This is a genomic window from Rhodanobacter lycopersici (genome assembly GCF_040812335.1).
GTDB lineage: Bacteria > Pseudomonadota > Gammaproteobacteria > Xanthomonadales > Rhodanobacteraceae > Rhodanobacter_A > Rhodanobacter_A lycopersici.
In genome coordinates, this window is record NZ_JBFOHK010000005.1 from 292688 (window position 1) to 311138 (window position 18451).

General features: G+C 69.2%; 17 protein-coding genes. 5 read left to right on the plus strand and 12 right to left on the minus strand.

Annotated features, from left to right (window positions below):
* Nucleotides 1-19 precede the first annotated feature (19 nt).
* The 3 genes from ABQJ54_RS17320 to ABQJ54_RS17330 form a co-directional block, all read right to left on the minus strand.
* Entirely contained in the window at nt 20-1456 is a 1437-nt protein-coding gene (locus ABQJ54_RS17320; RefSeq protein ID WP_367855571.1) for a M20/M25/M40 family metallo-hydrolase, read from the minus strand.
* 116 nt (nt 1457-1572) lie between these two features.
* The gene (gene mscL / locus ABQJ54_RS17325; RefSeq protein WP_367855572.1) at nt 1573-1983 is read right to left on the minus strand and encodes a large-conductance mechanosensitive channel protein MscL; all 411 of its coding nucleotides are present in this window, start codon (nt 1981-1983) and stop codon (nt 1573-1575) included.
* A gap of 98 nt (nt 1984-2081) precedes the next feature.
* On the minus strand, nt 2082-2768 hold the full coding sequence (locus ABQJ54_RS17330) for a fumarylacetoacetate hydrolase family protein (RefSeq protein ID WP_367855573.1): 687 nt from the start codon (nt 2766-2768) through the stop codon (nt 2082-2084).
* Between the two features lie 127 nt (nt 2769-2895).
* On the opposite strand from ABQJ54_RS17330, the gene ABQJ54_RS17335 reads away from it, so the two are divergent.
* The 4 genes from ABQJ54_RS17335 to ABQJ54_RS17350 all read left to right on the plus strand — a co-directional run bounded on the left by ABQJ54_RS17335 (nt 2896) and on the right by ABQJ54_RS17350 (nt 7428).
* Nucleotides 2896-4137, plus strand: a complete 1242-nt coding sequence (locus tag ABQJ54_RS17335) for an efflux RND transporter periplasmic adaptor subunit (protein WP_367855574.1) — start codon at nt 2896-2898, stop codon at nt 4135-4137.
* Nucleotides 4138-4249: 112 nt separating this feature from the next.
* Nucleotides 4250-4936 (plus strand): ABC transporter ATP-binding protein, encoded by a 687-nt coding sequence (locus tag ABQJ54_RS17340; protein WP_367855575.1) that lies wholly within the window; start codon nt 4250-4252, stop codon nt 4934-4936.
* 10 nt (nt 4937-4946) lie between these two features.
* On the plus strand, nt 4947-6110 hold the full coding sequence (locus tag ABQJ54_RS17345) for an ABC transporter permease (RefSeq protein ID WP_367855576.1): 1164 nt from the start codon (nt 4947-4949) through the stop codon (nt 6108-6110).
* A 10-nt stretch (nt 6111-6120) separates the two neighbouring features.
* Nucleotides 6121-7428 carry an ABC transporter permease gene (locus ABQJ54_RS17350; protein WP_367855577.1) on the plus strand — a complete coding sequence of 436 codons (1308 nt, stop codon included), beginning with the start codon at nt 6121-6123 and terminating at the stop codon, nt 7426-7428.
* Nucleotides 7429-7516: 88 nt separating this feature from the next.
* Here the strand turns inward: ABQJ54_RS17350 and ABQJ54_RS17355 are convergent, their stop codons facing one another.
* The 4 genes from ABQJ54_RS17355 to ABQJ54_RS17370 all read right to left on the minus strand — a co-directional run bounded on the left by ABQJ54_RS17355 (nt 7517) and on the right by ABQJ54_RS17370 (nt 11483).
* A complete protein-coding gene (locus tag ABQJ54_RS17355; RefSeq protein ID WP_367855578.1) occupies nt 7517-8932 on the minus strand; it encodes a short-chain fatty acid transporter in 1416 nt (471 codons plus the stop codon).
* 157 nt (nt 8933-9089) lie between these two features.
* Nucleotides 9090-10010 (minus strand): drug/metabolite exporter YedA, encoded by a 921-nt coding sequence (gene yedA, locus ABQJ54_RS17360; RefSeq protein ID WP_367855579.1) that lies wholly within the window; start codon nt 10008-10010, stop codon nt 9090-9092.
* 271 nt (nt 10011-10281) lie between these two features.
* Complete coding sequence (locus tag ABQJ54_RS17365) at nt 10282-11142, minus strand: methylated-DNA--[protein]-cysteine S-methyltransferase (protein ID WP_367855580.1); 861 nt, start codon at nt 11140-11142, stop codon at nt 10282-10284.
* 68 nt (nt 11143-11210) lie between these two features.
* The gene (locus ABQJ54_RS17370; RefSeq protein WP_367855581.1) at nt 11211-11483 is read right to left on the minus strand and encodes a hypothetical protein; all 273 of its coding nucleotides are present in this window, start codon (nt 11481-11483) and stop codon (nt 11211-11213) included.
* A 78-nt stretch (nt 11484-11561) separates the two neighbouring features.
* On the opposite strand from ABQJ54_RS17370, the gene ABQJ54_RS17375 reads away from it, so the two are divergent.
* Entirely contained in the window at nt 11562-11918 is a 357-nt protein-coding gene (locus tag ABQJ54_RS17375) for a Rieske (2Fe-2S) protein (protein ID WP_367855582.1), read from the plus strand.
* Between the two features lie 33 nt (nt 11919-11951).
* Here the strand turns inward: ABQJ54_RS17375 and ABQJ54_RS17380 are convergent, their stop codons facing one another.
* From ABQJ54_RS17380 to ABQJ54_RS17400, 5 genes are all read right to left on the minus strand, one after another.
* Nucleotides 11952-13769, minus strand: coding sequence for an SLC13 family permease (locus tag ABQJ54_RS17380; RefSeq protein ID WP_367855679.1), 1818 nt, complete (start codon nt 13767-13769; stop codon nt 11952-11954).
* A gap of 259 nt (nt 13770-14028) precedes the next feature.
* Nucleotides 14029-14724 (minus strand): tRNA (guanosine(46)-N7)-methyltransferase TrmB, encoded by a 696-nt coding sequence (gene trmB, locus ABQJ54_RS17385; protein ID WP_367855583.1) that lies wholly within the window; start codon nt 14722-14724, stop codon nt 14029-14031.
* Nucleotides 14725-14945: 221 nt separating this feature from the next.
* Nucleotides 14946-15746 carry a thiazole synthase gene (locus ABQJ54_RS17390; protein WP_367855584.1) on the minus strand — a complete coding sequence of 267 codons (801 nt, stop codon included), beginning with the start codon at nt 15744-15746 and terminating at the stop codon, nt 14946-14948.
* A gap of 67 nt (nt 15747-15813) precedes the next feature.
* Nucleotides 15814-16143, minus strand: coding sequence for a sulfur carrier protein ThiS (gene thiS, locus ABQJ54_RS19155; protein ID WP_437343369.1), 330 nt, complete (start codon nt 16141-16143; stop codon nt 15814-15816).
* A complete protein-coding gene (locus ABQJ54_RS17400) occupies nt 16109-18184 on the minus strand; it encodes a DUF6600 domain-containing protein (RefSeq protein ID WP_367855585.1) in 2076 nt (691 codons plus the stop codon). Before ABQJ54_RS17400 ends, thiS begins: the two co-directional genes overlap by 35 nt.
* Nucleotides 18185-18451 lie beyond the last annotated feature (267 nt).

Here is an 18451-nt window from a genome sequence, read left to right on the forward strand (position 1 = left end):
TCCGCATCTGCCGCAGGCTTCAGTCTTCGGCGCCGTCACCTGCAAAGGCACCCGGCGCTGAGCCGAAGTCGCCGTCCGCCTCGGCCGCCATGTAGGTCCACGCCGCGTATACCGCCACGTTCTGCGCGAGTTCCCTGGGATCGATCTTGTCCAGCGTGTCGTTGCTGGTGTGGTGCCAGTCGAAGTACCAGGTGGCGTCCTGGTCCAGGGTCAGCGCGGCCATGCCCTTGGCGTGCATGGAGCCGAGATCGGAACCGCCGCCGCCGGGGCGCGTGGCGTCGTAGGCCACGCCCAGCGGTTTCAGCACGTCGGCGATCTGCTGGATCGCGTGCCGTGCCTCGGGCTTCACGCTGGCGCTCATCCGGTACACCTTGCCGGCGCCGAGGTCGGAGTCGGTGCCGAGCATGAAGTTCGCCACCTCCTTCGCGTGTTTGTCCGCGTAGGCGCGCGCGCCCCACAGGCCCATCTCCTCGTTGGCGAAGGCGATCACGCGGATGGTGCGGTCGGGGCGCTGCGGCAGGTCGTGGATCAGTTTGGCGGCGGCCATCGAGATGGCGATGCCGGCGCCGTCGTCGATCGCGCCGGTGCCAGGATCCCAGGAATCCAGGTGCCCGCCGATGGCGACGACCTGGTCCGGGTACTTCTTGCCGGTGATCTCGCCGATCACGTTGGCGCCGGTGTATTCGCCCACGATGCCGCAGTCGAGGTCGAGCTTCACCGTCACCGGCTTGCCATAGGCCAGCACGCGTTCGAGCTGGTCGGCGTCGGGATTGGAGAGCGCGGCGGCAGGGATGGCCTTGCCGCCGGGGCGGAAGCCGGTGACGCCGGTGTGGGCGATGCGTTCGTGCGCGTCGGTGCCGGCCGAGCGCAACAGGTAGCCGGCGGCGCCCTTGTCGGCGGCGACCACCGCGCCGGCCGTGCGCACGGCCGAGCCCATGCCGTAGTCGTGACCGTCCTGGTGCCGCTGCATGCGGTAGCCCACGTAGACGATCTTGCCCTTGATCGTGGCCGGATCGGCAGCCTTCAGTGCGGCCAGGCTGTCGAAGGCCACCACCTGCGCGGTGAGTCCGCCCTTGGGCGTGCCCGGCGAATAACCGAGCGCGGTGAGCACCAGCTGCTGCGGGAATGGCGCCACGATGGAGCCGCTTTCGTGGTGGCGTACCCACAGGGGATAGGTCGCCGGTTCGGTGTAGACCTTGTCGAAGCCCAGTGCCTTGAACTTCGCCACTGCCCAGTCGCGGGCGCGCTGGTCGTTCGGGCCGCCGGCCAGCCGCGGGCCGACCTCGGTGGTCAGCGACTTCACCACCTGGTACGCGGTGTCATCGTGCAGTGCCTTGTCGCGCAGTTGTTCGGCCGTCTTTACGGCCGTGGCGGGAATGCCGGTATCGGCGGCATTGGCGAAGCCTCCGGCCAGCAGCAGGCTGGTGGTGAGCAGGGCGAGGGCGGGACGGCGCATGCGTGACTCCTTGCGATGGAATCGCGATTATCGCGCCGATGCGGCGCCCCGCTTGGGCCGGAAGTCACGCCATGCAGAACGCGGAGGCGGCCCGGAGCCGCCCCCGCAGGCGAGGATCACTGCCTGTTCTTGAGCAGGTCGCGGATCTCGGTGAGCAGGGCCACGTCGGCCGGCGGCGCGGCAGGCGCCTCTTCCTTCTTCTTCTGCAGCCGGTTCATCAGCTTGATCACGATGAAGATCGCGAACGCGACGATGATGAAGGTGATGATGGTATTGATGAAGGTGCCGTAGTTGATCGCCACTTCGGCGATCTTGTGCTTGGGGTCGCTGTCGTCGGCGCCCTTGAGCACCCATTTCATCGCCGAGAAATCGATGCCGCCGGTCAGCATGCCGATCGGCGGCATGATCACGTCGCTGACCAGCGAGCTGACGATCTTGCCGAATGCGCCGCCGATCACGATACCGACGGCCATGTCCATCACGTTGCCGCGCATGGCGAACGCCTTGAACTCCTGCAGCATGCTCATTGGTGCTACTCCCCGATTGGTACGCCGGATGGCGGGGAGACTCTAGCGCAGCATGTGCCGTCGCGGCATGAATGGCGCAAACAGGATCCGGCGGAAGCTCAGGCGATCCGGCCATCCAGTTCGGCGTAGCCGGCCAGCTCGGCATGGAAGCGGTCGCCGCGCGCCAGCGCGGCCACACCGGCCGGGGTGCCGGTAAACACCAGATCGCCGGGCCGCAGCTCGAACAGCGCGGAAAGCTGCGACAGCAGGTGCGGCACGTCGTGGATCATGTCGCCCAGCCTGCCGTGCTGGCGCAGCGCGCCGTTCACGCTCAGCCGCAGCTCGGTGTCGGGGCCGGGCAGGGCGCCGGCCAGCGGGTGCAGCGCCGACACCGGAGCACTGTGGTCGAAGCCCTTGGCCACGTCCCAGGGGTGGCCCTTGGCCTTGGCCTGCGCCTGCAGGTCGCGGCGGGTGAGATCCAGCCCCACGCCCACGCCCCATACCAGCGCGGCGGCATGCTCCACCGGCACGTCGCGGCCGCCCGTACCCAGCGCCAGCACCATCTCCACTTCATGGTGCAGATCGTTCGTGATGGAGGGGTAGGGCACGTCGGCGCCATCGGCCACCACCGCGTCGGCCGGCTTGCAGAAGAACATCGGCCGGCCTGGCTCCACCGCGGCCCCCATTTCCTTCGCGTGGTCGGCGTAGTTGCGGCCGATGCAGAACACGCGGCGGATCGGGAAGCGCAGCCCGCTGCCGAGGATCGGCAGGCTGGGCACGGCAGGCGGGGTGATGACGTAGTCCATGCTGCCTAGCGTAGCGCTTCGCGGGCGCCGGATGACAGCTGTCACGCGCGATGCCTGATGCTTGCCCGTGTCGGGCGTGCCATGCCGAACCTACCGTATCCGGCATGAAGTCATCGAGGGGAGTGCGGTGAGCAACGCCGACTTGCTGAAGGAATTGCGCATCGAGCGTCACCAGCGTGAGGCGCATGACGGGCGCGCACCGCGCTGGCCATGGGTCGCCGGCGCCGTGGCGCTGTTGCTGGCGTTGACCGGCGCCGGTGCATGGTGGGCGATGAGTCATCGCGCCGTCATGGTGCAGACTGCCACGGCAGTGTCGCCTGCCAGCGATCCGGGTGCCGGTGCGGTGCTGCAGGCCACCGGCTACGTCACCGCGCGGCGGCAGGCCACGGTGTCGGCGCAGATCACCGGCACGCTCACCGCGGTGCTGATCGAGGAAGGCGATCACGTGAAAGAGGGCCAGGTGCTGGCCCGGCTGGACGACAGCGCCTACAAGGCCGCGCTGGACGCGGCGCGGACGCAGGCGGGCGCGGCGCATGCGCTGGTGGCGCAATACCGGGCCCAGCTGGCGCAGAACCTGCGCGATGCGACGCGCGAGGACGCACTGGCCACGCAGGGACTGGTCTCCAGGCAGGATGCCGAGCAGGCACGCACGCTGGCCGACAGCACGCGTGCCCAGCTCATCTCGCAACAGAAGACCGCCGCATCGGACGACGCCCAGGTCGTCGAGGCGCAGGTCAACTTCGACTACTGCGTGGTGCACGCGCCGTTCGACGGCGTCATCACCACCAAGGACGCGCAGGTGGGCGAAATCATCTCGCCGTTTTCCGCCGGCGGCGGCTTCACGCGCACCGGCATCGGCACCATCGTCGACATGGATTCGCTGGAAGTGGATGTCGACGTCAACGAGGCCTATATCGGCCGCGTGAAGCCGGACATGCCCGCCGAGGCGGTGCTCGATGCCTACCCGGACTGGAAGATCCCCGCCCACGTGATCGCCATCGTGCCCGCCGCCGACCGCGGCAAGGCCACGGTGAAGGTGCGCGTGGCGCTGGAGCAGAAGGACGCGCGCATCGTGCCCGACATGGGCGTGCGGGTGTCCTTCCTCGAACAGAAGGCGGCGAACGCGGCGCAGGCGCCGAAGGGCGTGCTGGTACCGGCGAAGGCGATCACGCAGCGCGATGGTCGCAGCGTGGTGTTCGTGGTCGCCGCCGGCAAGGCGCAGCTGCGCACGGTGCAGCCGGCGGCGCAGGATTACGGCGACATGAAGCTGGTGCCGGACGCGCTGCAGGCAGGCGACGCGGTGGTGCTGTCGCCGCCAGCCGCGCTGCGCGATGGTGCGGACGTCCAGACGGAAACATCGAAACCCTGAGAGGCGGGCGTAGGAGCGGCTTCAGCCGCGATTCCAGCACCATGCCTTTCGCGGCTGAAGCCGCTCCTACGCCGCCCATGCCAACCATGCGGGCACACACCGGAGACACACCATGGACACGTTGATCCAGATCCGCGACCTCTCCAAGGTCTACCAGCGCGGCAAGCAGAAGGTCGAGGTGCTGCACCACATCGACCTCGACATCGCCGAAGGCGACTTCCTCGCGCTGATGGGGCCGTCCGGTTCGGGCAAGACCACCCTGCTCAACCTGATCGGCGGCCTCGATTCGCCCACGGCCGGCAGCATCGGCGTGGCCGGTGCGCGCATCGACCAGTTTGGCGGCGGCGCGCTGGCGAGATGGCGCGCGGCCAATGTCGGCTTCGTGTTCCAGTTCTACAACCTGATGCCGATGCTGAGCGCGCAGAAGAACGTGGAACTGCCACTGTTGCTCACCAGGCTCTCGGGTGCGCAACGCAAGAAGAATGCGGCCATCGCGCTGCAGCTGGTGGGCCTGGCCGATCGCGCCTCGCACAAGCCCAGCGAACTGTCCGGTGGCCAGCAGCAGCGCGTGGCGATCGCCCGCGCGATCGTCTCCGATCCCACCCTGCTAGTCTGCGACGAACCCACCGGCGACCTCGACCGCCAGTCCGCCGAGGACGTACTCGGCCTGCTGCGCACGCTCAACCGCGAGCACGGCAAGACCATCGTGATGGTCACCCACGACCCCAAGGCCGCCGAGTACGCCAACCACACCCTGCATCTGGACAAGGGCACCCTGGTCGAGCAGATCGCAGCATGAGGACGGCGCCATGAAATATTTCCATCTCATCTGGGCCGCGCTGTTCCGGCGCAAGTCGCGCACCTTCCTCACCCTGGTGTCGATCATGGCCGCGTTCGTGCTGTTCGGCCTGCTCGATTCGGTGCGCCAGGCCTTCAACGCGGGCGACAGCGTGGCGGGCGCGGGCCGGCTGATCGTGAACTCGAGGATGTCGATGCAGCAGCCATTGCCCGAAAGCCTGGGTGCGCGCATCGCCGCGGTACCGGGCGTGTCGGCGGTGGCCTCGGCGAACTGGTTCGGTGGCGTCTACCAGGATCCGCGCAACCAGGTCATCAGCTTCGCGGTGAGCCCGGATTACTTCGACCTCTATCCGGAACTGGACCTGCCGGCCGACCAGCGCGCCAGCTGGGACAAGACGCGCACCGGCGCCGTGGTCGGCGCCGCGCTGGCCAGGAAGTTCGGCTGGAAGGTCGGCGACAAGATCCCGCTGCAGTCCACCATCTTCCCGTCCAGGTCCAGCGGAAGCAGCACCTGGACGTTCGACATCGTGGGCATCTTCCATGCGAAGAATCCCAGCGACGCCGGCCGCGAGCAGATGATGATGTTCCACTGGAAGTACTTCGACGAGAACAACGCCTTCGGCTCCGGCACGGTGCACTGGTACGTGGTGAAGGTGGCCGACCCGGCGCGGGCCGACGCGGTGGCCAAGGCGATCGACGCGATCTCGGCCAATTCCGACCACGAGACCCGCGCGCAGACCGAGCAGGCGTTCCAGGCCTCCTTCATCAAGCAGCTGGTGAACATCGGCCTGATCGTCAGCGCGATCATGGGCGCGGTGTTCTTCACCCTGCTGCTGCTGACCGGCAACACCATGATGCAGGCGGTGCGCGAGCGCACGTCGGAGCTGGCGGTGCTCAAGACGATCGGTTTTTCCAGCCGCAGCGTGCTGGCGATGGTGCTGGCCGAAGGCGTGTTGATGCTGCTGCTGGGCGGCGTGATCGGCCTGGCGCTGGTGTCGCTGATCATCCCCGGCATCGGCACCGCCAGCGGCGGCATGGTGCCGGTGCACGCGATGGCCGGCAGCACCTGGTCGGCCGGCGTGCTGCTGATGGTGCTGATCGGTGTGGTGGTGGGCCTGCCGCCCGCATGGCGTGCGATGCGCCTGAACATCGTCGACGCCCTGAGCGGGCGGTGAGGAGCGAGCCATGAAGAAATTCCTGATCAACCTCGGTCTGCTGCTGGTCGTCGTGGCGGCGCTGATGGCATGGACGGCGTTGCCGTGGTTAGGCGTCGCGGCGCTCGCCGTGGCGCTGGCACTGTGGATGGCGCTCACGCGCAGCGGTCGCCAGGCCGGCTCGGTGACCGCAGTGGGCGTCGGCACGCTGCGGCAACGGCTGGGCTCGTCGTCGGTGATCGTGATAGGCATCGCCGGCGTGGTCGGCGTGCTAGTGGCGCTGCTGGCGATGGGGCAGGGCTTCCAGGCCACGTTGCAGAGCGGCGGCCGCGACGATACCGCGATCGTGCTGCGCGGCGGTTCGGTGTCCGAGGCGCAGTCGGTGCTGACCCGCGACGACATCGATGCGATCGAGCAGGCGCCGGGCATCGCCCGCGGCGGCGACGGCAAGCCGCTGGCCTCGGCCGAGCTGGTGGTGACGGCCAGCCTGCACAAGAAGGGCTCCGACGACGATGCCAACGCGCAGCTGCGCGGCGTGGACGATACGGCCTGGGCCCTGCGACCGAAGCTGAAGATCATCGCCGGGCGCACGTTCAAGCCGGGCCTCAACGAACTGGTGGTGGGCCAGGGTGCGCAACGCGAATTCGCTGGCCTGGACGTGGGCGACGAAGTGAAGCTGGGCCGGCAGGGCTGGAAGGTGGTCGGCGTGTTCGCCAGCGGCGACGCCTACGATTCGGAGCTGTGGGCCGACCGCCAGGAAGTGGCCGCGGCCTACCGCCGCGGCAACAGTGCCGAATCGGTGCTGGTGAAGCTCACCGGCGCGGCAGCGTTCGAACCGTTCAAGGCGGCACTGGCGACCGATCCCAAGCTGAAGGTGGAGGCCGACACCACGCGCGCGTTCTTCGCCCGCCAGTCCGAAACCCTGGCCAAGACGATCCGCGTGGTAGGCATCACCGTGGGTGTGATCATGGCCATCGGTGCGGTATTCGGCGCGCTCAACTGCATGTTCGCCGCGGTAGCCTCGCGTGCTCGCGAGATCGCCACCCTGCGCGCCATCGGTTTTCGCAGCGTCCCGGTGGTGATGTCGGTGATGCTGGAGACCATGCTGCTGGCCCTCGCCGGCGGCCTGCTTGGCGCCTTGCTGGTGTGGCTGGTGTTCGATGGCTATACCGCCTCCACGCTCAACGGTTTCACCGACGTGATGTTCCAGTTCAAGGTCGGCCCCGCGCTGGTCTGGACGGGCCTGAAATGGGCGCTGGCGATCGGTTTCGTCGGCGGCCTGTTTCCCGCCGTGCGCGCCGCGCGCTTGCCGGTGACCACGGCGCTGCGCGAGCTGTGACCGGACGTCTACTGTAGGAGCGCACCCTGTGCGCGATTGCTCTGGTGCTTCGATCGAAGCGCAAGGCAATCGCGCACAGGGTGCGTTCCTACGGCATCACCGGCGGCACATAAGTCAGCGTCAGCCCCAGCAGCCACAGCAAACCCAGCACCAGCGGCACGTGCACCGCGAGTTGCATGAAGGTGTAGCCCACCACGTCGCGCGCCTTGAGGCCCAGCACACCGAGCAGGGGCAGCATCCAGAACGGGTTGATCAGGTTGGGCAGCGCCTCGGCGGCGTTGTACACCTGCACGGCCCAGCCGAGATGCACGTGCAGGTCGTTCGCCGCCTGCATCACGTAGGGCGCCTCCACCAGCCACTTGCCGCCACCGGAGGGCACGAAGAAGCCGAGGATGGCGGAGTACGCGCCCATCACCGCGGGGAAGCTGTCGGTGCTGGCCACGTGCACGAACAGCTGCGACAGCCGGTGCGCCAGCGTCACGCCGCCCGCGCCCTGCGCGTGGGTGAGCAGGGCGGCGATGCCGCCGTACAGCGGGAACTGGATCAGCACGCCCGCGGTGCTCGGCACCGAGCGCGCCACCGCGTCGAGGAAGCTGCGCGGGCGCCAGTGCAGCAGCAGGCCCACGGTGAGGAACAGGAAGTTGTAGGTGTTGAGGTTGGCGATCGCGCTCACCGCTTCCTTGGTGGCGAACTCGTGGCCCAGCCAGCCCAGCCCCAGCAGGCCGATCAGCACCGACAGCAGCGGGCTGTATTCCAGCCATTCGCCGGGGCGCTGGCGCGGCGGCAATTCCGGCACGGCGGCGGCTTCGGTCACGCCGAAATCGCGCGCGGTGCGCGCGTTGCTCCCCGACGGCGCGGTGAGCCAGCACACCAGCAGCGAGGCGGCGATCAGGCAGGCGGTGAGCGCGAAGGACTGCCACAGGAAGATGGTGCTGGTGAACGGCAGCACGCCGGTGATCGCGAGCAGGCCCGGCGGCATGCTGGCGGGGTTCGCCTGCAGCTGCGCCGCCGACGAGGACAGGCCCATCGCCCACACCGCGCCAAGGCCGAGGTACGCCGCCGCGCCGGCCGCACGATAGTCCATGCGCAGGTCTTCGCGCCGTGCCAATGCGCGCACCAGCAGGCCGCCGAACACCAGCGAGAAACCCCACGACAGCAGCGAGGCCAGCATGCTCACCAGCGCCACGTAGCAGATCGCACCGCGCCCGCTCTTCGGCACCCGCGCCAGCAGCTCGATGAAGCGCGCCACCACCGGCGCGGTGGCCACCACGTAGCCGCCGATCACCACGAAGGCCATCTGCATGGTGAACGGGATCAGGCTCCAGAAGCCGTCGCCGAACGCGTTGACGGTGGCCACCGGCGTGCTGCCGAAGGCCAGGGTGGCGAGCGCCACGATCACCACGCCCAGCGCCGCGAATACCCATGCATCGGGAAACCAGTGTTCCGACCACGCCGCGCTGCGCAGCGCCAGGCGTGCCAGCAGGCCTTCGTTCGTCGTGTTCATGCCGTTCCCCGTGCGATGTCCTTGGCATGGTGGCGCGGCGCATGCGGACGGGGCAAGCCGACCAAGGTCGAGGCGCCCTATCCGTAGGAGCGCACCCTGTGCGCGATGGCTTTTCGCTCTGATCGGAGTGCAGAGCCATCGCGCACAGGGTGCGCTCCTACGCTGGGCGCTTCTGGCGTGCCAGCGTGATTGCCGCCACGCCGAGCAGGATCACCGACATGCCGGCGAGCTCGAACGGCCCGATATGCTCGTCCGCCAGCAGCATGCCGAACAGCACCGCCACCGGCGGGTTCACGTAGGCGTAGCTGGTGGCGAGCACGGGGCGCGCGTGCTTGAGCACGTAGAGGTAGGCGCTGAAGCCGATCAGCGAGCCGACCACCACCAGATAGGCCAGCGCGAGGTTGGCGTGCAGCGCGGGATGCGCCGGCAACCGCTCGCCGCCGCCGAAGCCCATCAGCAGCAGCGACGCGCTGCCGCACAGCATCTGCGCGGCGGTGTTCATCGGCCCGGCTGGCATGTCCTGCTGCTTGCTCCACACCGAACCGAACGCCCACGCGGCCGCGGCCACCAGCAGTGCCACTGCGGCGACACGCGAGCCGGAGAGGTCGCTGCCGAGATTGAGCACGATCACGCCGGCAAAGCCGATCAGCAGGCCGAGCATCTCACGCCGGCTCGGCCGGTGTCCGTACCAGCTGCCGAACAGCGCGGCGAACAGTGGCATGCTGGCCACCGCCACCGCGGCGATGCCCGAACTCACGCGCTCTTCGGCGAAGCACACCAGGCCATTGCCGAGGCCAAGCAGCAGCACGCCGACGACCGCCGCATTGCGCCACTGCCGCCAGGTAGGCGGCGCCACGCCGCGCAGGCGCAGGTAGCCGAACAGCAATGCGCCGGCGATCAGGAAGCGCACGCCGGCGAGCAGGAACGGCGGCCAGCTTTCCAGCGCGAAACGGATGCCGAGATAGGTCGAGCCCCAGATCACGTACAGCGCCAGCAGCCCCAGCGGCACCAGCAGGCGCGTGCGGTCGACAGCGGCGTTCGCCGCGCCGTTGGCGGTGAGAGCGGTGGCATCGTTCATGACGGGGACTCGGCAGAGGAGCAGCGCGCGGCGCAGTCTACAGGCAACGGGGGAGCCATCCGGGACTTCGACCGGCGCCGCGCATCGCCGTGGGGGAACGGCGACAGCATGGATGATGAAGGAGGCAGCGGCCGCGCGGTAGCGAGTCTTCCGCAAGGCAGGCTTGAGGCGGCGTCAAGGCAATGGTCCGCAGGAGCGCACCCTGTGCGCGAATGGCGTTCCGATCGAGCCACGAGCATTCGCGCACAGGGTGCGCTCCTACAGGCGATTCCTAGCGTTTCGCATAGCGCCGTTCGCGCGCCAGCAGTGCGCGCTTGCGTTCCACGCCCCAGCGCCAGCCGCCGGGCGTGCCGTCCTCGCGCACCACGCGGTGGCAGGGCACGATCAGCGCGAGGCGGTTGTTGCCGCAGGCGTTGCCCACCGCGCGCGCGGCCTTCGGTGCGCCGATCGCGGCGGCCAGTTCGCCATAGCTGCGCGTCTCGCCGGCGGGAATGCGGGTCAGCGCGTCCCACACCCGCCACTGGAACGCGGTGGCGGCCACGTCCAGCGGCGGCAGCGCGGGTGCGTCGGCATCGCTCCAGCCCAGCTCGCTGGCGATGCGGGCGATCACCGCATCCAGCCATTCCTCGCGGCCCGCATCCACGCGTTCGCGTGTGGCCTGCGGGAATTCGGCGGTGAGTCGTGCTTCGAGTTCGGTGTCGTCCGCGCCCAGGGTCACCGCGCAGATGCCGCGTGCGGTAGCCGCCACCAGCAGCCGGCCCAGCGGCGTGGCGGTGGTGGTGTAGCGGATGCTGGCGCCGGCGCCGCCGGCGCGATAGCTGGCGGGGGTCATGCCGAGCAGGCGGTCGCTGTGCTCGTAGACGCGGCTGCCGGAGCCGAAGCCGGCCTCGTACACCGCATCGGTGACCGCTGCGCCGTCGCGCAACGCGGCCTTGAACTGGCCGAAGCGGCGGGCACGGTGGTATTCGGACGGGCTCATGCCGTAGCGGCGGCGGAACGCGCGCTGCAGGTGGCCGGGGCTCAGTTGCGCGAACTGCGCCAGCGCGTCGAGCGTGGGCGTCTCGTCGGCGCGCTCGATGCGGGCGCGCACGCGTTCGAGGGTTTCGGCGATGGGAGCAAAGTGCGTATTCATGGCGTTGTCCGATAGTGCATGGCGCCATGCTGTGCCGGTGCGGCGTCGTGCGCCATCCGGATCTTGCGTCAGTGCGCGACCGGCCCTTGGCGGATCACCACGAACTCGCCTTCCAGCACGTCCGCCGCCGGCTTGTTCGGCTTCGCGGCCCGGGTCAGCGGTGCACGCATCTGCTTCCACTGCCGCCACGCCAGCAGCAGGCCGCCGCCGAGCAGCAGCACGCCGGCCACGGCCAGCCCGAATACCAGCAACACACCGAGCATCGCGATGCCGAGCAGCAGCGACAGGGCGCGCACCAGCGGGTGGCGGGAACGGCGGGGCGAGGGCAGATGGAAGCGCATGTGTTAAAAATCCGTGTGCTAAAATCAAGGACTTACGTGTGCAACGATGAGGCCATCCGGCCTGCGAGACAAGTGCCGATGGATACTGTTTCTCCTACCACTCTGCTGTGCCGGCTGGACGAGATTCCCGACGGCGGCGCCACCGCAATCGAGGACGTGGCCGCGCTCGACGGCGAGAGCGTGATCGTCGCGCGTCGTGGCGGCGAGGTGCGGGCCTGGCTCAACGTCTGTCCGCATGCCGGCCGTCGGCTGGACTACGCGCCCGGCCGCTTCCTGCTCAAGGACGAACTGCTGATCTGCGCCGTGCACGGCGCCAGCTTCAACCGCAACGATGGCATCTGCGTGGCCGGCCCCTGCCGCGGCGAACACCTGCGTGCGCTGGCGCTGGAACTGCGTGGCGACGAGGTGTGGCTTGCCCCTTGCGATCGCCCTTGATCGCAGGATCAAGCAGGCTCTTGGCCGCCCTCTTCAGCGGAACAGCAGGTTGATCGACACCAGGGTAGCGATCAGCATGACCAGGGTCAGCGGCGCGCCCACCCGCAGGAAATCCCTGCCCTTGTAGCCGCCGGGGCCGGTGACCATCATCAGCGCGGGGTGGCCGGAGCTGAGCAGGAAGGTGTTGGATGACGACACCGCCACGATCAGCGCGTAGGCGGACGGGTTGCCGCCGGTGGCCACCGCCACGCTGATCGCGATCGGCACCATCATCACGGTGGCGCCCACGTTGGACATCACCTGCGAGAACAGCAGGGTGAGCACAGCCAGCGTGGCCTGCAGCACCCATGGCGAGGCGCTGCCCAGGTAGTGCAGCACGTACTGCGCCAGCCACGCCGCGGTGCCGGTGGAGTCCATCGACCAGCCCAGCGGGATCAGGCAGGCGGTGACGAAGATGGTCTTCCAGTTGACCGCCTTGTAGGCCTCGTCCATGTTCAGCACGCCCGAGAGCAGCATGCCGATCGCGCCGGTCATCATCGCCACCGAGAGATCGAGGTTGGTGAACAGCGCGAGGCACTTGGCCAGCACGAAGAAGCCCACCGCCTGCCAGATCTTGCCGGGGCGCTGCTCCTCCTTCGGGATGTCGGTGACGACGACCAGGTCCTTGTCCTCCGCCGCCAGCGAGAGGTCGCGCCAGGTGCTGTGCACCACCACGGTGTCGCCCGCGCGCAGCGTCACCGCGCGCACGTCGTCGCGCAGCACCTGGTCGCCGCGGTTCACCGCCAGCACCGAGATGCCGAAGCGCTTGCGCAGCCGCAGCTCGCCCACGGTGTGCTTGATGAAGCGCGACACCGGCGGAATCACCACTTCGGAAATGCCTGCGCGGGTGGGATTGAACAGCTCGCCCAGCTGGCGCATGCGGGTGGAGACGCGGCACAGCTGGTTGTTGGCGAAGCTGTTGAGCTGCTCGCGCGGCCCCAGCACGCCGAGCACCGAACCCACCCAGATCACGTGGTCGGCCGGCGGCGCCATGCGTGCCTCGTTGCCGCTCTTGATCGCCAGGATCAGCGGCGCGTCATGCAACTGCTCGGCCTCGCCGATGCTCATGCCCACCAGCGGGCTCTCGGCCGTAACGGTGAGCTCGGCGCTCTCGCCCACGATGCCGTAGGTGTCGGCGAAGTAGCTCTCGGTGCGGCCGGGCGTCACCTTCAGGCGCTCGTCTTCGTGGCCGGGCAGCAACTTGCGGCCGAAGAAGTAGAAGTAGCCGATGCCCACCGCGGCCAGCGCGAGGCCGGCCGGGGTCACGCTGAACAGGCCGAACTTCGGAATGGTGTGCGCGCCCGGCAGCAGGTTCGCGTTCGCGCTGGCGATCAGGTCGTTCAGCACGATCAGCGGCGAGTTCGCGATCAGCGTGGTGTTGGTGGCGGTGAGGATGCAGAACGCCATCGGCAGCAGCAGCCGCGAGATCGGCACGCCGGTGCGCGCGGACAGGCGGCTCGACACCGGGATCATCAGGGCGGCCAGCGCCTGGCTGGGGATCACCGCGCTGAACAGGCTGGCCATCAGGTTGATGACCACGCCGAGGCGCGACTCCATGCCGCGCGCCAGCCTCATCACGAGGTGCGCGGTGAGGTTGAGCACGCCGGCGCGGTCCAGCCCCTCGCCCATGATCATGATCGCGATGATCGCGATCACCGCGTTGCCGGCGAAGCCGTTGAACACGCGGTCGGAGGGGATTACCCCGGTGAGGCCGATCACCACCACCACCAGCAGCGCCACCATGTCGGCGCGGATCCACTCCAGCACCAGCATCAGCATGGTGAAGCCCACCAGCCCGAGCACCAGGATCATTTCGGGGGTGAGCGTGAGTGGCACTAGCGCGCTTCCCGGACGGGCGTCGGACGTGGGTGGATGCGGGGTGGCAGTGGCGAATTCACGCTGCGGCGCTCGTCCCTGGCAGGTTCGCGCAAGTATAAGCGGCGCGATGCAAGGGCTGGTGAACCGTGGGTGCCGCAGGCCATTTCCATAGGAGCGATTGTAGGAGCGGCTTCAGCCGCGACCTGCCGCACGAATCGCGGCTGAAGCCGCTCCTACGCTGCTGCCGGAGGTGTCAGGTGCGACGGTAGAGCAGATCCCACACCCCATGCCCCAGCTTCAGCCCGCGCCGCTCGAAGTGGGTCTCGATGCGCCATGCCGGCTTCTCGGCGTATTGGCCGGGCGCGACGGCGTTGCGCCAGCCGGGCGCCGCTTCCATCGTCTCCAGCATGTGCCCGGCATAGGGCTGCCAGTCGGTGGCCAGATGCAGCAGGCCGCCGGGAGCCATGCGCGAGGCGAGCAGGGCGACGAAGGCCGGCTGGATGATGCGGCGCTTGTTGTGGCGCTTCTTGTGCCAGGGGTCGGGAAACCAGATGCGCGCCTCGGCCAGGGTGCCCGGCGCGATCTCGTGCTCCAGCACCTCCACCGCGTCGTGCTTGTAGAGGCGCACGTTGCGCGCATCGCGCGCGGCCAGCGCATTCATCAGCCGGCCCACGCCGGGGCCGTGCACTTCGATGCCGAGATAGTCGCGCGCCGGATCGTGCTCGCTGGCCCAGGCCAGCGCCTCGCCGTTGCCGAAGCCGATCTCCAGCACCACCGGCGCCTGCCGGCCAAAGCGGGCGGCATAGTCCTGTGAGGTACCCGTGTAGTCGATGCCGTAGCGCGCCCAGTGCTCGTCGAAGGCGCGCTGCTGCGCCGGCGTCATGCGCCCTTCGCGCAACACGAAGCTGCGGATGCGGCGGAGGTGGTCGGGGGCGTCGTGGTCGGTCATGTGCGAGGTGTTTCTGGGTGAATACCCTCTCCCGCTTGCGGGAGAGGGTGCCCGACAGGGCGGGAGAGGGCGCGGGCGGAGCGAATGGTTGGTGACTTGCGCAAGACTTCAATAGCGCGTTTCAGCGATCCCTCTCCCCCGGCCCCTCTTCCTCGCTCCTCAAAGCAGGGCCGTCCATGGCCCTTCTCCGCGTCCGCAAGCGGGAGAGGGGCGTAGGGCGGTCAAGCTATGGTGCCGTCGATCGGGCTGGAAGCCGAGGCGTAGCGCTTGCGTGGGATGCGGCCGGCCTTGAACGCGGCGCGGCCGGCTTCGATCGCCAGCTTCATCGCATGCGCCATCAGCACCGGATCCCTGGCGCCGGCGATGGCGGTGTTCATCAGCACGCCGTCGCAGCCCAGCTCCATCGCCACCGCGGCATCGGAGGCGGTACCCACGCCGGCGTCGACGATGATCGGCACCCTGGCGTTCTCCACGATCTCCAGCAGGTTGTAACGGTTCTGGATGCCCAGGCCCGAGCCGATCGGCGCGGCCAGCGGCATCACCGCCACGCAGCCGATTTCCTCCAGCTTCTTCGCCAGGATCGGGTCGTCGGAGGTGTAGACCATCACGTCGAAGCCGTCGGCGACCAGGGTCTCGGCGGCCTTCAGCGTTTCCACCACGTCGGGGAACAGCGTGCGCTGGTCGCCCAGCACTTCCAGCTTCACCAGCTTGTGACCGTCCAGCAGTTCGCGCGCCAGTTTGCAGGTGCGCACCGCGTCGACCGCGTTATAGCAGCCGGCGGTGTTCGGCAGCAGGGTGAACTCGTCCGGCGGCAGCGCGTCGAGCAGGCTCGGTGCGTTCGCGTCCTGACCGATGTTCACGCGGCGGATCGCCACCGTGACGATCTCCGCGCCGGCGGCCTGCGAGGCCGCGCGGGTCTCGTCGAAGTCCTTGTACTTGCCGGTGCCGGTGAGCAGGCGCGAGGCATAGCTGGTGCCGGCGATGACCAGCGGATCGGTGACGTCGAGGGTCTTGAGGTTCATGGGGATGCCTTGCAGTGGCGGCGTCCGGCACGAACGTCGCGGGGATGCGGGAATCGGGCGCGCGGGCTCACCCGCCGCCGATGGCGTGGACGATTTCGAGCTGGTCGCCTTCGGCGAGCGTGTGGCTGGCGTGCTGGCTGCGCGGCACGATCTCGCGGTTCAATTCCACTGCCACGCGCCGACCGCCGTAGCCGGCTGTTTCCAGCAGCTGGGCGATGGTGGTGGAGGGAGCGCAATCGCGCGGCTGGCCGTTGAGCGTGATCTGCATGCGCCTATTGTAGCCGCTGGCATCGTTGGCGCCGAATCGGGATATCGGCACCTTGTCGCCACGCATGGCGGGCGACAAGGCGCCGGCATGGGACTCAGTGCTGATCGTCCCGGCGCGGGGGCGGTGCATTGTGCTCCAGCTCGACACGCCGCTGCTGGCCTTGGGCGGGGTGGGGCGCCTCGTAACGAGGTTGCGGCTGGTAGGCCGGCTGGGCGTATTCGCGCGGTGACTGCGGCTGGTAATACGACGGGCGTGGGGGCGCGGCTTCGCGCATCGGTTCCTGGCGTGGCTGCACATATTCCTGGGCAGGGGCGCGCTCGAAGCGGGGCGGTTGCGGCAGCGTGTTGGTCGGGCGTTCGCTGGGTTGCGGGTGCGACTCCTGCGGGCCGGCGATGTAGCTCACGCCCGGCCGCGGCGCCTGGCGCGATGCGGCCGGTTGCTCGCGGCGGATCGGTTCGACCATGGGCAGGGTGCGCCCGTCTGCTTGCGGGTGGGCGAAGCGGGCCGAGGGTAGTGCGCCTGCCTGCGCCGGCTCCATCTGGCGCAGGCCTGACTGGCCGCCCGGGACATTCGGCGTGCGCATCGTACGTGGCTGCGCCGGGATGGCGCGAGCCGCCTCGGCCGGTGCCGCGGCAGCCGGGCGTGGCGGTGCGCCGCGGGCGTTCAGCACGCGCACGTTGGCGAACGGCGTAGCCGTGCGTTGCGGCGTGCGCGCGTTTGCTGGGGCGAAGTTCGGGTGCATTGCAGGTAGTGCGGCTGGCGGCGGCGTGCGGGCCACCACATTGCGGCGGAAGCCGGCGGTCGGCAGCGGCCGCGCCTGCGGGCTGCGCGGCGGCGCCATGCCGTGCGGCTCGGGGCGCAGCGAGCTTGCGCCGCGGGCCAGCACCGGTGCGGCAGCGAGCTGGCGCGGATCGACGCGCAGCAGACCGCGCTGCACGCGCTGGCCGCCGGCGAAGGTCGTGCCGGACACCGCGGTGAAGCCGCGCGGTACGGTGCGGTTCGCGTAGCGCAGGTTCGGCGGCACGCGCCCGGCGCGGTAATCGCCGTACCGGCTGTTGATGTCGTTGATGACCACGCTGCGGTAGGCGGCGTTGCGCACGTGGATGTTGGCGATGTTGACGCGCTGGTAGTACGCGCGATCGCAGTGGTACCACGGGTTGTAGATCTCGCCCGGGCCCAGCGGAAACCAGCCCACCGGCGCGCCGATGCCGATCGACACGCCCCGGCCGCCGCCCACGAAGGCCACCAGCGCCGGCGCGTACACCGGGCGCACCGCCCGCGGCCCTGGGATCCAGCCCCAGGCACCGCGGATGTAGGCCCAGCGGCCGTAGTGGTAAGGCGCGAAGCCCCACGGCAGGTCGTCCACCCAGGTCCAGCCCCATGGCGCGATCCAGGCCCAGTGGCCGTTGCGGTACGGCGCCCAGCCCACCGGCACCTGGCTGGGATACCAGACCGCGCCGTAATCCGGCGAGTCCTGCCAGCTGCCGTACTCATCCAGGTCCTGGTAGCCGACCATGTCGGCGGAAACGTAGGGGTCCGCCGCGGATTGCGCGTAGCGCTGGTCGCGCTCGCTGCACCACGCGTCGAAGGCGTCGCCGCCGCCGATGTCGGTGATCACCAGCGCGCCCAGCGAGGCATCGTCGAACTGGTAGCTGCGCCCGGCGACCACGTCGCGCTGCGCGTTGTTCTCGCCGTACACCTCGGCCTGGCCATTGAACACGGTGACGCGGGTGCCGTTGCCGTCGTTGTCCACGTCCACGCGGAAGGTACCGGGCTGGCTGATCACCAGCGCCAGCGTGGGCGTGTCGATCTCGTAGCTCTGGCCCTGGTCGAGTTGGCGCACGCTGAGGTTCAGCGTGCCCTGGGTCAGCTCCACCTGGGCGAGGTTGTCGTTGAGGTTGAGCAGGCCGAAGTCGGTGTCGCCATCCATGCGCAGGCTGGCGCCGCCCAGTTCCAGCTCGGCGCGCGCGCCGTCGCCGGCGGAGAGGCGGTCACCGGTGATCAGCGGCCGGTTGAGATCGGCGCCGGCCCAGTCCTGGCTGCCGGCCGGCAGGAAGCCGAGGTCGCCGGCGATATAGGAGAGCCGTGCCACGCGATCCGGTGGCGCGCTGTCGTCGCTGCCGGTGGATTGCGCCTGGGCCAGCCCGGCCACCAGGCACAGGAGCAACACGGCCAGCGGCCGCCGCCAGGGGCGGCATCGCGAAACAAGCAGAGGGACAGGCACACGCATTTGGAGTCTCCCGGTTCCTGCGCAACGCAGACCGGCATGGCGTGATGCCGTGCCTGGCCTCAAGCGCGCTGCGCGACGCGCATTGACGCCCCGATTATGCCTACAGCAGGGATTAGGGCTGGCTTAGTTTTCGTGCCCGATGCGTCGAAGGTTCAGCGGGCGGATATCGATCGACCGGCGATGGTTCATGCTGGACTACGGTCCGGC

Bases quoted from the DNA above. Each gene is read 5' to 3' on its own strand.
- ABQJ54_RS17370 (WP_367855581.1), bottom strand. From the start codon at position 11,483: ATGCGCTTCCATCTGCCCTCGCCCCGCCGTTCCCGCCACCCGCTGGTG.
- ABQJ54_RS17355 (WP_367855578.1), bottom strand. From the start codon at position 8,932: ATGAACACGACGAACGAAGGCCTGCTGGCACGCCTGGCGCTGCGCAGC.
- ABQJ54_RS17350 (WP_367855577.1), top strand. From the start codon at position 6,121: ATGAAGAAATTCCTGATCAACCTCGGTCTGCTGCTGGTCGTCGTGGCG.
- trmB (WP_367855583.1), bottom strand. From the start codon at position 14,724: ATGACCGACCACGACGCCCCCGACCACCTCCGCCGCATCCGCAGCTTC.
- ABQJ54_RS17330 (WP_367855573.1), bottom strand. From the start codon at position 2,768: ATGGACTACGTCATCACCCCGCCTGCCGTGCCCAGCCTGCCGATCCTC.
- yedA (WP_367855579.1), bottom strand. From the start codon at position 10,010: ATGAACGATGCCACCGCTCTCACCGCCAACGGCGCGGCGAACGCCGCT.
- ABQJ54_RS17380 (WP_367855679.1), bottom strand. From the start codon at position 13,769: ATGATCCTGGTGCTCGGGCTGGTGGGCTTCACCATGCTGATGCTGGTG.
- mscL (WP_367855572.1), bottom strand. From the start codon at position 1,983: ATGAGCATGCTGCAGGAGTTCAAGGCGTTCGCCATGCGCGGCAACGTG.
- ABQJ54_RS17365 (WP_367855580.1), bottom strand. From the start codon at position 11,142: ATGAATACGCACTTTGCTCCCATCGCCGAAACCCTCGAACGCGTGCGC.
- ABQJ54_RS17320 (WP_367855571.1), bottom strand. From the start codon at position 1,456: ATGCGCCGTCCCGCCCTCGCCCTGCTCACCACCAGCCTGCTGCTGGCC.
- ABQJ54_RS17390 (WP_367855584.1), bottom strand. From the start codon at position 15,746: ATGAACCTCAAGACCCTCGACGTCACCGATCCGCTGGTCATCGCCGGC.
- ABQJ54_RS17340 (WP_367855575.1), top strand. From the start codon at position 4,250: ATGGACACGTTGATCCAGATCCGCGACCTCTCCAAGGTCTACCAGCGC.
- ABQJ54_RS17375 (WP_367855582.1), top strand. From the start codon at position 11,562: ATGGATACTGTTTCTCCTACCACTCTGCTGTGCCGGCTGGACGAGATT.
- thiS (WP_437343369.1), bottom strand. From the start codon at position 16,143: ATGCACCGCCCCCGCGCCGGGACGATCAGCACTGAGTCCCATGCCGGC.
- ABQJ54_RS17345 (WP_367855576.1), top strand. From the start codon at position 4,947: ATGAAATATTTCCATCTCATCTGGGCCGCGCTGTTCCGGCGCAAGTCG.